We start from the raw sequence: 12,018 nt of genomic DNA on the forward strand, positions 1-12,018 counted from the left end.
TGTTGGTTATTCGTACAAATAATACTCTTTCTATCCGTGCCATCAAAGGTGTATGTCTTCCAGAAGAATGCAGTGATAAGTACGCTAAGGAGGAAACATATTTGGATGAATCTGGAACGGGTCAATTTCTCTGCAGCCATTGAATCTAAAACTCCATGTTACTTACTTCATGTTTTTAAAAAAAATGTTGCTTAACCGTAACGAAGGTGTGGATTTACCTGTTATTGWGTTTACAACTGACGTATCATTCTTCTGAAAATGCCACTTTTAAAGAAAAAGTGCAATGTAACAGTAGGAATTTTAGATTAAGTTCATATTGTAACGATATAGCACCTGGGTGGCATTGCGATTTATTTCGCGTTTGGAAATAGAGTGTAGTTGAAATAAAAAATGGAAGCAGCAATATGAACCAAGTACAGCAGCTTGATCAGAAATACAACTATACAGTCGTGCGTCAATTTACCCTAGTTACTATCTTATGGGGTATTGTTGGCATGGCTGTTGGTGTTTTGATTGCAGCACAGTTGGTTTGGCCGCAACTTAACTTTGACACACCATGGCTGACGTATAGCCGTTTGCGCCCATTGCATACTAATGCAGTGATTTTCGCATTCGGTACAAGTGCCCTTTTTGCAACGTCTTATTACGTTGTACAAAGAACTTGTCAAACACGTCTGTTTGGTGGTCCGTTAATTGCGTTCACCTTCTGGGGTTGGCAAGCCATCATTCTTTCTGCAGTGATCACACTGCCTTTAGGATATACATCTGCTAAAGAATACGCAGAATTAGAGTGGCCAATTGATATTGGTATTACTTTAGTCTGGGTCGCTTATGCTATCGTATTCTTTGGAACGTTAATCAAACGAAAAACTTCCCACATTTATGTGGCGAACTGGTTTTTTGGCGCCTTTATTCTCACCGTTGCCGTTCTTCACATCGTGAATAGCCTTGCTATTCCAGTATCTGGGATGAAATCGTATTCGATCTATTCTGGTGCTGTTGATGCTATGGTTCAGTGGTGGTATGGACATAATGCGGTTGGATTCTTATTAACGGCAGGTTTCTTAGGTATTATGTACTACTTTGTACCTAAGCAAGCTGATCGTCCAGTTTACTCTTACCGTCTATCTATTGTTCACTTCTGGGCACTCATTTCGTTGTATATCTGGGCGGGTCCTCACCACCTTCATTATACTGCTCTGCCTGATTGGACTCAGTCTTTAGGTATGGTTATGTCTTTGGTTCTTTTTGCACCTTCTTGGGGCGGAATGATCAATGGTATTATGACGCTGTCTGGTGCTTGGCATAAACTTCGCTACGATCCAATTTTACGATTCTTAGTTGTTTCACTCTCTTTCTATGGTATGTCTACCTTTGAAGGACCAATGATGGCAATTAAAACAGTAAACGCCCTATCTCACTATACGGACTGGACGGTAGGTCACGTTCACTCTGGTGCTTTAGGTTGGGTTGCTATGGTAACGATTGGTGCGGTTTACCACTTAGTTCCTAAGTTGTTTGGTCAAGAGCGCATGTACTCGACTTCACTCATCAATATTCATTTTTGGTTAGCAACAATTGGTACGGTTCTTTATATTGTATCAATGTGGATTTCAGGCGTTATGCAAGGTCTAATGTGGCGTTCAGTTAACCCTGACGGAACATTGACTTACAGCTTTGTAGAATCTTTAGAAGCGTCATACCCATTCTACTTTGTTCGTTTTCTTGGTGGTTTAATCTTCCTTTCTGGAATGTTCTTACTTGCTTACAACGCATATAAAACAATTTCAGCGCCGAAGAATAGCCTCAAAGCCGTTCAGCAACCAGCATAAGGAGAGACAATATGAGTTCTAATCGTCATGAAATCATAGAGAAAAACGTCGGACTTCTTGCCATATTAATTGTTGTTGCAATTACTTTTGGTGCTCTGGCTGAGATCTTACCTTTGGTTTTCCAAAAGCAAGTGAACGAACCTGTTGAGAATCTACGTCCGTATACGGCATTAGAAATGGAAGGTCGTGATATCTACATCCGTGAAGGGTGTCATGTCTGTCACAGCCAGATGATTCGTCCATTCCGTGCAGAAACTGAGCGTTATGGTCACTATTCTGTCGCTGGTGAAAGTGTGTGGGAGCATCCATTCTTATGGGGTTCTAAGCGAACTGGTCCTGATCTAGCTCGTGTAGGTGATCGTTACTCTGATGAGTGGCATCGTGTTCATTTAATCAATCCGCGTGATGTGGTTCCAGAGTCAAACATGCCAGGGTTCCCTTGGTTAGAAACCAATGTTTTATCTGGTGAATTAACCTCTAAGAAACTTGCTCTTTTCCGTGACAACTTCGGTGTTCCATACACTGATGAAGATGTTGCGAATGCATCGAAAGATGTAGAAGGCAAAACTGAACTTGATGCACTGGTTGCATACCTTCAGTCTCTTGGCCACGCGATGAAGTAAGGAGCTAATATGGATTTTGCAACTTTGCACAGCATATGGACTGTTGTCCTGTTTACTAGCTTCATCGGGATTGTATTTTGGGCATATAGTAAGCGTCAAACCTCTTCATTTAATGAAGCGGCGAACTTGATTTTTGCTGATGAACAAAAAGACAATGAATCACTCAATAACAAAGGAGTAAATCAACAATGAGTACTTTTTGGAGTGTTTTCATATCTATCATTTCCATCGGTACCCTTATTGGTTGCGCCGTGCTACTTCGTGCTTGTTTAAAAAACAACACTGGTGTAGCAGAAGGTGAAGAGCTTCACCATGAATACGATGGTATTCGTGAACTGAACAATCCACTGCCTAAGTGGTGGTCATATATGTTCGTTGGTACCATCGTATTTGCTGCGGTGTATCTTGTGCTCTACCCTGGCCTTGGCAACTTTAAAGGTGTTCTTGGTTGGACAAGTTCGGATCAAACCGTTCGCACTATTGAGGAGTCACGCGCTTCAGTTGAACGTGCTCAATCTGAAAAACGTATTGACCAATACGCTAAAGAGCTTGATGATTCTCAAGCTATCTTTGGTGAAGTGTTCTCTACGTTAGCGCATAAGCCTAACAGCGATGAGTTTCGCCCTATCACTGAAATAGCAGCAGATAATGAAGCGGTAAAAGTGGGTCAACGACTTTTCCTTCAAAACTGTTCTCAGTGTCATGGTTCGGATGCTCGTGGTCTGAAAGGCTTCCCTAATCTAACTGACAGTGATTGGTTATATGGCGGTGAGCCTGAGACGATCAAAACCAGTGTTATGCATGGCCGTATTGGTAACATGCCAGGTTGGGAAGATGCACTTGGTGCTGATGGTGTCAAAGAAGTTGTCACTTATGTCCTGAGTCTCTCAGGTCGTGGTGTTAACGCTCGTGAAGCGGCAGCAGGCAAAAAACGTTTCGTTGTTTGTGCTGCATGTCATGGTACAGATGGTAAAGGTAACCCAGCGTTTGGTGCTCCTGATCTAACTGACCAAATCTGGCTGTTTGGTGATTCTCGCGAAGCGATCACTGCAACCGTTGCTCACGGTCGCCAAGGTGTTATGCCGGCGTGGAAAGATATTTTAGGTGAAGAGAAGGTTCAACTTCTTTCCGCTTATGTCTGGAGCTTAAGCAACACTGAAAAAGAGTAATTAAACAACTCGTGCCCCTGTTTTCAGGGGCATATTTCCCCCTCCTTTCTATTTTCGAGATTATTATGATTGTAAAGCCTTGGTATAAGCAATTCTGGCCTTGGTTCCTCCTTGCCCTTCCGCTTGCTGCCGTAATTGGAAGTTTTACCACACTGGCAATATTCACAAAAAATCAAGTCTCACTCGTTGCTGAAGATTATTATAAAAAAGGCAAGGGAATAAACGTAGATTTAAGCCGTTTGAAAGTGGCTGACGAACTTGAACTTAATGCATCCATTGTCTCAGACGATAAAATGGTTATTATCCGATTCAACAAAGGTCAACTTCAAAGCTACCCATCTCTAAAAGTCACGATGACACATCGAACGTTAGCAGATAAAGATTTCTCACAAATGGTCACTGCTGATGGTAAAGGTCTGTACCGTATGCAATTTTCTGATGCTATTTCAGGTCCTTGGTTTGTTGAGGTCGGTCCGCATGATAATCAGTGGATGTTACAAGGCCGTATCAACTTCCCATCCACAGATCCTGTTGAGTTAACTGGTCAATACTAGTCATTTGTAGGGCATCTAATGAGTAAAGATTGTTATCACTGTGGTGAGGTTGTTCCGACAAACTCTGATTTCCATGTTGATATTTTGGGTGAACGTCGCGATATGTGTTGTCCCGGCTGTGAATCGGTGGCTAATACCATTATTGAAAGTGGTTTAGTCTCCTACTATCAATATCGCACCACAACGGCTGATAAAATGGATTTGGTTCCAGAGCAGCTCAAAGCGTTAAATCATTATGATCATCAAGAAGTTCAGAAAGAGTTTGTACGCCATCACGACGATATCAGTGAAGTTACCCTTTCCATTGATGGTGTCTCATGTGCCGCTTGTGCGTGGTTAATTGAAAAACAATTAAACAAACAAGTTGGTGTCCTATCTATTAGAGTCAATACCACGACTCATCGTGCGCTATTAAGTTGGGACTCCAAAAGTGTCCAGCTGAGCACGCTGCTTAAATCAATACATCAATTGGGTTATAAAGCGGCCCCATTTGAAGCCGATAAACAAGAGCAAGAGTACCATCGTAGCATGACACAATACCTCTACCGTCTTGGTATTGCTGGAATTGCCACTATGCAGGTGATGATGCTTGCTGTTGCGTTGTATCTAGAGGTGTTTGGCGATCTCGATAATGAGTTCCGTAATTACCTACGTTATGTCAGCCTGATTTTTGCTACCCCTGTGCTTCTTTACTCTGCCCTGCCATTTTACATCAATGCATGGCGCAGCATTAAAGCCAAGAGTCTGGGCATGGATGTCCCTGTCTCCATTGCCCTATTGTTTGCCTATTTCGCCAGCTTAATAGCGACCATTAATGAAAACGGTGAAGTCTTCTTTGAATCTGTGGCAATGTTTACCTTCTTCTTATTGCTCGGTCGATTCCTAGAGCTTAGAGCAAGACGAAAAGCCGCCGCTATCACCGCCAACTTAATGAAGTTAGTGCCGGTGATGGCAACGTTGGATAACGGTGAACGAGTGGCTGCACGAACACTTGATACAGACGACATGGTGATTGTATTACCCGGTGAACACTTTCCTGCTGACGGAGTGATTGTCTCTGGAGCCACCTCTATTGATGAATCCATGCTGACTGGTGAAGCGATGCCAGTTAAGAAAATTAAAGATGATACTGTTTACGCTGGTACGATTAATATCGACAACAACCTGACCATTAAGGTGTTGCATAGCAAAGCTAACTCGTTAATTTCTAATATTGTTAGGTTGCAAGATGAAGCGCAAATGACCAAGCCTAAAGTGGCTGAAATTGCGGATCAAGTTGCACGCTATTTTGTCGCAGTTATTCTGGTTATATCCGCTGCAACTTGGATTTATTGGCATCAATATAATCCAGACGATGCTTTCTGGATTATGTTGTCAGTATTGGTTGCGACGTGTCCTTGTGCACTATCATTAGCGACCCCGACAGCGATTACCTGCTCTACGTCAAGGCTGGCGAGTTTAGGGCTAATGCTTCGTCGTGGACACGTTTTAGAGACGCTGTGTAAAGTGAACCAGTTAGTGATCGATAAAACAGGTACATTGACTGAAGGTAACATCAAAATTACTGATGTTAGCTGTTTCGAACACTATTCAGAATCGGAGGTGATTCAGATAGCAGCCTCTTTGGAGAATCATGCTAATCACCCTATTGCAAACGCATTTAAAGTCCTGATTGATACACCTCTAGTTATGAACAGCGTTGAAAATGTTATCGGATCTGGTTTAAAGGGCCAATATGAAGGTAGTGAATGGCGAATAGGAAAATCTAAATTTGCACTTACTGATAACCAACAAAGTGATAGTGATTTCCAAGTATGGCTATCAAAAGAAGGAGTAAGAGTTGCGGCGTTCAAACTCGACGACCCTATCAGAGCAGAAAGCCAAGAGTTAATTTCTGAATTCAAAAAAGTGGGTATCGAAACCACCATGCTAACGGGGGATTGCAGCGCCTCTGTTGAAAAGGTAGCGCAACAGCTAAACATTCACACTGTGGTTTCCGGTGTCTCTCCTGAGGGGAAATTAGCCTACCTACAAAGCTTGGATGACTCAACGGTCACCTTAATGGTTGGTGATGGTATTAATGATGCGCCAACGTTGGCTGGTGCTCACCTTTCTATCGCAATGGGAGGTGGCACTGATGTCGCCAAAGCGTCAGCGGATATGGTATTGCTTGGTGATAAACTGACACGGCTGTTGGATGCTCGAACGTTGGCATTACAAACCAAACGTACTATTCGTCAGAATTTAGCATGGGCTTTAGGGTATAATTTGATTGTATTGCCACTCGCGGTTATGGGGCTCGTTGCTCCATATATTGCCGTTGTCGGTATGTCAGCAAGCTCCATCATTGTGGTAACCAACTCATTAAGGTTAATTAAAAAATAATGGCCAGTTTATATCTATTAATTCCGATTGCGATTGTGCTGGTTTGCCTAGCGGCTGCAATTTTTATATGGGCAGTGAAGAGTGAACAGTTTGAAGACCTTGACCGTCAAGGGCACAATATTCTCTTTGATGAAACCGATGAGTCTAACACATCAAAAAGTGAAGAGAAGAAACCGTAATGAACAGTGATCTACTCGGAATCTTTGTTGTTGGTCTGCTTGGTGCTGGCCACTGTTTCGCAATGTGCGGTGGAATTGCGACCGCCATTACCTTTGGCCAAAAAGAAGATGGCAACTCAACACTCAAGCGCTGGGTATTTCTTCTCTCTTACAATTTAGGTCGCCTATTTAGTTATATGTGTGCTGGCGCAATAATTGGAGGGGCGCTCTCTTCTCTTGTTGGCTTCTCGGGCCTAACATCACCATTATTGTGGTTCCGTTTGTTGGCGGCTGTGATGATGATCCTTCTGGCACTCTATATTGGCCAATGGTGGAAAGGTTTAGTCTATATCGAGAAAGTCGGTCAATATTTGTGGCGTTACCTCTCTCCTGTTGCATCCTCACTTCTGCCCTTAAAATCTCCGGTAACGGCGTTCCCTTTTGGGATGTTATGGGGGTGGCTTCCATGCGGTCTTGTCTACTCGGCATTAAGTTGGGCGGCGGTATCTGGTAGTGCGATGGCTGGCATGCAGACTATGCTGTTCTTTGGTCTGGGAACCTTACCTGCCATGCTGTTAGTCGGTGCATCGGCTAATGCTTTTAAACAGGTCGCGAGTAACCTTTACGTCAAGAGAGCGGCGTCTCTATTTTTGTTTGGATATGGCCTACAAGTTATGTATGCAACGATCACACAATTATCATAATTGCGAAGACTCGGAATAAATTCAATATTAAAAGCTATTATCTTTTGTCAATTTAGTGCTAAAATTGACTTAAATCAAAGTTAATTAAGCGTGAGACATGATTTCAGACAAACCAGCGATAAAAAGAATTCAGTCAGGCGGTTGCGCAATCCACTGTCAAGATTGCAGTATCAGCCAATTATGTATCCCTTTCACTCTAAGTGAATCGGAGCTTGATCAGTTAGACGAAATTATTGAAAGAAAAAAACCGATCCAAAAAGGTCAGGAACTATTTAAAGCAGGTGATGAACTCAAATCATTGTTTGCAATTCGTTCTGGCACCATTAAAAGTTACACCATCACTGAACAAGGTGATGAACAGATTACCGCCTTCCATTTAGCAGGTGATCTTGTTGGTTTCGATGCGATTAATGATAGCTCTCACCCGAGTTTCGCACACGCTTTAGAGACGTCGATGGTATGTGAAATCCCTTACGAGATCTTAGACGACCTCTCAGGTAAAATGCCGAAATTGCGTAAGCAGATCATGCGACTGATGAGTAGCGAAATTAAAGGTGATCAAGAGATGATTCTTTTGCTTTCTAAGAAGAATGCAGAAGAGCGTTTAGCCGCTTTCCTTTATAACCTATCGACACGTTTCTCCCAGCGTGGCTTCTCACCTCGAGAGTTCCGCTTGACCATGACTCGTGGAGACATTGGCAACTACTTAGGATTAACGGTTGAAACCATAAGTCGCTTGCTTGGTCGTTTCCAAAAATCTGAAATTTTAAGTGTAAAAGGCAAGTACATTAGCATTATCAACCATGTTGCACTTGCTGAGCTTGCTGGTGTTTCAGAAAGTGCATAAGCCATTTTTTAAAAGCTAATAACCTGTCAAATACGGCTCATAAGTTTGAGCCGTATCAAATATCCCACTAATAACTTCAATATTGCTCACTCTCACTCTCTTAATAAGCTACAGTTAATACATAGACTTATGAGGAGATCATGATGAATAGGTACAATAAAATTCTAGTTGCTGCTGATATTAACAGCGAACAGCAGCCCGCTCTTGCTCGAGCGATACAGCTGGCTAAGAAAGATCATTCTACCTCTGAGATAGTGTTTTTCTTAACCATCTATGACTTTTCCTATGAGATGACGTCCATGTTGTCAGGTGACGAACGTGATGCCATGCGCCAAGGCGTGATTGGGCAGCGTGAAGACCTCATGAATAATATTATCGAGCCTTACCTTTCCGATGATATTTCGTTAACCGTGAAAGTTACGTGGCACAACAGACCTTATGAAGCGATAATTGAAGAGGTGTTTGCAGGTGATTACGACATCCTCATCAAAGCGACGCATAAACATGACACGTTAGAATCTGTGATTTTTACTCCGACCGACTGGCATCTACTCAGAAAATGCCCTACGCCAGTATTGTTAGTCAAAGATCATGACTGGGAGCCTAATGGGAATATTGTTGCTTCTGTGCATGTCGGGTCTGAAAATGAAACTCACCACTCTTTGAATCAGAAGATGGTCAGTGAAGCGATCTATTTTGGTGAAATGCTCAATGCGACGCCACATTTGGTCAATGCCTACCCATCTACCCCCGCGAACATTACTGTTGAGATACCAGAGTTTGATCCTGGTACCTATTCTGATGCGGTACGTGGTCATCACTTAACGGCCATGAAAGCACTTCGCCAGCAATATGGCATCTGTGATGAACAGACGCACGTAGAAGAAGGCATTACCGAAGATGTGATATCTGAGGTAGCGAAAAAGCTTGATGCTGACTTAGTGATTTTAGGCACCACTGGACGTACTGGTTTATCGGCGGTCTTTATTGGTAACACCGCTGAGCATACAATTGATATGCTTAATTGTGATGTATTAGCCCTCAAGCCCGATGGTTTTTTAAGTCCACTTGATCCAGAAATTAACTAATTCAACTTTTCGACTCAAACGCGACCTCCCCGGTCGCGTTTTTCATGTTGATCATCTTACTGCTATTTCAATTTTATCCGTCGTGGTTATAATGGCGACCTAGAATTTTGACGTGGAACATCGAGTAATGAGTGAACAACTAACCAAAGCCCAACAAGTAACCTATACCAAGTTGCAGAAGAAACTTCGTAGAAATACAGGCAATGCGATTGCGGACTTCAATATGATTGAAGATGGCGACAAGATCATGGTCTGCTTGTCAGGGGGTAAGGACAGTTTCACCATGCTTGAGATTCTTCAAGGCTTGCAAAAGAGCGCCCCTATCTCCTTTGAACTGGTTGCGGTTAATTTAGACCAAAAACAGCCAGGCTTCCCTGAAGATATTCTTCCAGCTTATCTTGATAAGTTAGGAATTGAGTACAAGATTGTTGAAGAAGATACCTATTCGATTGTTCAAGATAAATTAGAGCCAGGTAAAACAACCTGTTCTTTGTGCTCTCGTCTACGTCGTGGCATTTTATATCGAACAGCAAAAGAGCTCGGAGCAACTAAAATTGCTCTTGGTCATCATCGCGATGATATGCTCGAAACCCTTTTTCTTAATATGTTCCATGGTGGAAAAATCAAATCAATGCCACCGAAACTGGTTTCTGATAATGGCGAACATGTCGTTATTCGCCCTCTAGCTTACTGTAAAGAGAAAGAGATCATTAAATATGCAGAGCTGAGTGATTACCCTATCATCCCATGTAATTTATGTGGTTCTCAACCTAATATGCAGCGTCAAAACATTAAAAAAATGCTCAATGATTGGGATAAACAGTTCCCTGGACGTATTGAGACCATGTTCCGCGCAATGCAAAATATTGTTCCTAGTCACATGGCTGATCATGACCTATTTGACTTTAAAAGCATTAATAAAGAGTCAGGCGTGATAAATGGTGGGGATATTGGTTTCGATAAAGAAGAGATGCCACAATCGGTTGACGCTGGCGTAGAGGTTGCTGAGTTCGATCCTACGTTACAGTTAGACGTGATGAATGTTCAGTAAATCGTAGAGAGCGTGGCTATTTAATAGCCACGCCAAACACTTCAGACAACTCGATAATTTGTTGATGATTATCGAGATGCACAGACCAATTGATACCAGAACCAGTTGCGACAATAACATTGGCGCTTCCAATCAAAGTAATATCATCTGTTTGAGCTTGTAAGGTAATTTTAGAATCGCCAGCCATTTTTATCACGACTTCGTGATGGTTAGCGATAATTTTACCGGTCGAAAAAGTGAGTACCACTGAGTTATCTCTGACGTTTAGCTGTAAGTTCCGCTAATTTTACAATAACTTCAACAGACTTTTCCATTGTTTCTACTGAAGCAAACTCATGAATACCGTGGAAGTTATAACCACCAGTAAATAGATTTGGACATGGTAAGCCTTTAAACGACAATCTCGCGCCATCAGTACCGCCACGGATTGGTTTAATATCAGGTTCAATATTACACTCAATCATCGCTTGTTTCGCATTTTCAATAATATGTGGGAAGGGTTCTACTTTTTCACGCATATTTCGATAGCTCTCTTCAACGATGACTTCAACACTACCCTTCTCTAACTCTGAATTTAGCTGGTCAGCAAGAGATTGGATAAATTCAATACGCTTAGCTTGATTATTCTCATCAAAATCACGCACTAAATAGGTCAATTCTGTTTTAGGGACTGAAGACTTCATATCACCTAAATGAAAGAACCCGTCATAGCCGTCGGTGCATTCTGGTGTTTGCTCTGCTGGCATCATAGTGATGAACTTAGCAGCAATGGTCATCGAGTTAATTAGTTTATCTTTTGCTGTACCTGGGTGAACATTGACACCGTGACAAACAACGGTTGCTGTTGTGGCATTAAAGTTTTCGTATTCCAACTCACCTAATGGACCGCCATCAACCGTGTAAGCCCATTTCGCGCCAAATTTCTCGACATCAAACTTATCCGCGCCACGTGCAATCTCTTCATCAGGCGTAAAGCAGATACAGATATCACCATGTTCAATTGAAGGCGTGCTAATTAAGGTCATCATTGCGGTGATGATCTCTGCGATACCTGCCTTATTATCAGCGCCCAGAAGCGTCGTTCCATCCGTAGTGATAAGAGTATGGCCATGCAGGTCATTTAGATCTGGGAACGCGATTGGTGACAGCACTTCATCACCATTACCTAGTGCGATGTCACCACCTTGGTAATTTTCAATAAACTGAGGGTTTACATTTTTGCCTGAAGCATCTGGAGCGGTATCCATATGTGCAACAAAGCCGATAGCGGGAACGTCATAATCAACATTTGAAGGGAGCTTGGCCATGATGTAGCCATTCTCATCAAGAGAGACATCACTTAACCCGATGCTAAGCAGATCTTGTTTGATTTGTTCTGCGAGAATCAGCTGCCCTGAAGAACTCGGACAGCTTGGGTTTTCTGAGTCAGATTGAGTATCAATAGCAACATAATTTAAAAAACGATTTACTAAATTTTTCATAGGGACAGTCTTATGTTATTAGAATTGTCCTCATTTTGCCTATATTCAGACCAGTTATATTGCGTTAAATCAGTTTATTGGGGATTAAGTCTGCTTATTGATTACTATTTCTTAATGATCAAACAT

At 42.2% G+C, this 12,018-nt stretch carries 13 protein-coding genes; 11 read left to right on the plus strand and 2 right to left on the minus strand.

Annotated elements, in window-relative coordinates; all coding sequences use genetic code 11:
* Positions 1 to 404 precede the first annotated feature (404 nt).
* From ccoN to ttcA, 11 genes are all read left to right on the plus strand, one after another.
* Positions 405 to 1,832 (plus strand): cytochrome-c oxidase, cbb3-type subunit I, encoded by a 1,428-nt coding sequence (gene ccoN / locus L4C32_RS18760; RefSeq protein WP_428198421.1) that lies wholly within the window; start codon positions 405 to 407, stop codon positions 1,830 to 1,832.
* An 11-nt stretch (positions 1,833 to 1,843) separates the two neighbouring features.
* Positions 1,844 to 2,455 carry a cytochrome-c oxidase, cbb3-type subunit II gene (gene ccoO / locus L4C32_RS18765; RefSeq protein ID WP_428198422.1) on the plus strand — a complete coding sequence of 204 codons (612 nt, stop codon included), beginning with the start codon at positions 1,844 to 1,846 and terminating at the stop codon, positions 2,453 to 2,455.
* A 9-nt stretch (positions 2,456 to 2,464) separates the two neighbouring features.
* Positions 2,465 to 2,647 carry a cbb3-type cytochrome oxidase subunit 3 gene (locus L4C32_RS18770; RefSeq protein WP_428198423.1) on the plus strand — a complete coding sequence of 61 codons (183 nt, stop codon included), beginning with the start codon at positions 2,465 to 2,467 and terminating at the stop codon, positions 2,645 to 2,647.
* Positions 2,644 to 3,624: a cytochrome-c oxidase, cbb3-type subunit III gene (gene ccoP / locus L4C32_RS18775; RefSeq protein WP_428198424.1), complete on the plus strand. Its 981-nt coding sequence runs from the start codon at positions 2,644 to 2,646 to the stop codon at positions 3,622 to 3,624. The genes L4C32_RS18770 and ccoP overlap by 4 nt, the downstream gene beginning before the upstream one ends.
* Positions 3,625 to 3,692: 68 nt before the next feature.
* Entirely contained in the window at positions 3,693 to 4,178 is a 486-nt protein-coding gene (locus tag L4C32_RS18780; RefSeq protein ID WP_428198433.1) for a FixH family protein, read from the plus strand.
* An 18-nt stretch (positions 4,179 to 4,196) separates the two neighbouring features.
* Positions 4,197 to 6,563 (plus strand): heavy metal translocating P-type ATPase, encoded by a 2,367-nt coding sequence (locus tag L4C32_RS18785; protein ID WP_428198425.1) that lies wholly within the window; start codon positions 4,197 to 4,199, stop codon positions 6,561 to 6,563.
* Complete coding sequence (gene ccoS / locus L4C32_RS18790; protein ID WP_428198426.1) at positions 6,563 to 6,742, plus strand: cbb3-type cytochrome oxidase assembly protein CcoS; 180 nt, start codon at positions 6,563 to 6,565, stop codon at positions 6,740 to 6,742. Before L4C32_RS18785 ends, ccoS begins: the two co-directional genes overlap by 1 nt.
* Entirely contained in the window at positions 6,742 to 7,425 is a 684-nt protein-coding gene (locus tag L4C32_RS18795; RefSeq protein WP_428198427.1) for a sulfite exporter TauE/SafE family protein, read from the plus strand. The genes ccoS and L4C32_RS18795 overlap by 1 nt, the downstream gene beginning before the upstream one ends.
* A 97-nt stretch (positions 7,426 to 7,522) precedes the next feature.
* Complete coding sequence (fnr, locus tag L4C32_RS18800) at positions 7,523 to 8,272, plus strand: fumarate/nitrate reduction transcriptional regulator Fnr (RefSeq protein ID WP_428198428.1); 750 nt, start codon at positions 7,523 to 7,525, stop codon at positions 8,270 to 8,272.
* Positions 8,273 to 8,415: 143 nt separating this feature from the next.
* The gene (uspE, locus tag L4C32_RS18805; RefSeq protein ID WP_428198429.1) at positions 8,416 to 9,360 is read left to right on the plus strand and encodes a universal stress protein UspE; all 945 of its coding nucleotides are present in this window, start codon (positions 8,416 to 8,418) and stop codon (positions 9,358 to 9,360) included.
* 127 nt (positions 9,361 to 9,487) lie between these two features.
* Positions 9,488 to 10,411: a tRNA 2-thiocytidine(32) synthetase TtcA gene (gene ttcA, locus L4C32_RS18810; RefSeq protein ID WP_428198430.1), complete on the plus strand. Its 924-nt coding sequence runs from the start codon at positions 9,488 to 9,490 to the stop codon at positions 10,409 to 10,411.
* A 16-nt stretch (positions 10,412 to 10,427) separates the two neighbouring features.
* On the opposite strand, the gene L4C32_RS18815 is transcribed toward ttcA, so the two are convergent.
* On the minus strand, positions 10,428 to 10,658 hold the full coding sequence (locus tag L4C32_RS18815; protein ID WP_428198431.1) for a DUF3389 domain-containing protein: 231 nt from the start codon (positions 10,656 to 10,658) through the stop codon (positions 10,428 to 10,430).
* A gap of 4 nt (positions 10,659 to 10,662) precedes the next feature.
* Positions 10,663 to 11,892, minus strand: a complete 1,230-nt coding sequence (pepT, locus tag L4C32_RS18820) for a peptidase T (RefSeq protein WP_428198432.1) — start codon at positions 11,890 to 11,892, stop codon at positions 10,663 to 10,665.
* Positions 11,893 to 12,018: the final 126 nt, after the last annotated feature.

This window comes from Aliivibrio kagoshimensis (assembly GCF_050337105.1).
Lineage (GTDB): Bacteria > Pseudomonadota > Gammaproteobacteria > Enterobacterales > Vibrionaceae > Aliivibrio_A > Aliivibrio_A kagoshimensis.

Bases quoted from the DNA above. Each gene is read 5' to 3' on its own strand.
- ccoN (WP_428198421.1), top strand. From the start codon at position 405: ATGAACCAAGTACAGCAGCTTGATCAGAAATACAACTATACAGTCGTG.
- ccoO (WP_428198422.1), top strand. From the start codon at position 1,844: ATGAGTTCTAATCGTCATGAAATCATAGAGAAAAACGTCGGACTTCTT.
- L4C32_RS18770 (WP_428198423.1), top strand. From the start codon at position 2,465: ATGGATTTTGCAACTTTGCACAGCATATGGACTGTTGTCCTGTTTACT.
- ccoP (WP_428198424.1), top strand. From the start codon at position 2,644: ATGAGTACTTTTTGGAGTGTTTTCATATCTATCATTTCCATCGGTACC.
- L4C32_RS18785 (WP_428198425.1), top strand. From the start codon at position 4,197: ATGAGTAAAGATTGTTATCACTGTGGTGAGGTTGTTCCGACAAACTCT.
- ccoS (WP_428198426.1), top strand. From the start codon at position 6,563: ATGGCCAGTTTATATCTATTAATTCCGATTGCGATTGTGCTGGTTTGC.
- L4C32_RS18795 (WP_428198427.1), top strand. From the start codon at position 6,742: ATGAACAGTGATCTACTCGGAATCTTTGTTGTTGGTCTGCTTGGTGCT.
- fnr (WP_428198428.1), top strand. From the start codon at position 7,523: ATGATTTCAGACAAACCAGCGATAAAAAGAATTCAGTCAGGCGGTTGC.
- uspE (WP_428198429.1), top strand. From the start codon at position 8,416: ATGAATAGGTACAATAAAATTCTAGTTGCTGCTGATATTAACAGCGAA.
- ttcA (WP_428198430.1), top strand. From the start codon at position 9,488: ATGAGTGAACAACTAACCAAAGCCCAACAAGTAACCTATACCAAGTTG.
- pepT (WP_428198432.1), bottom strand. From the start codon at position 11,892: ATGAAAAATTTAGTAAATCGTTTTTTAAATTATGTTGCTATTGATACT.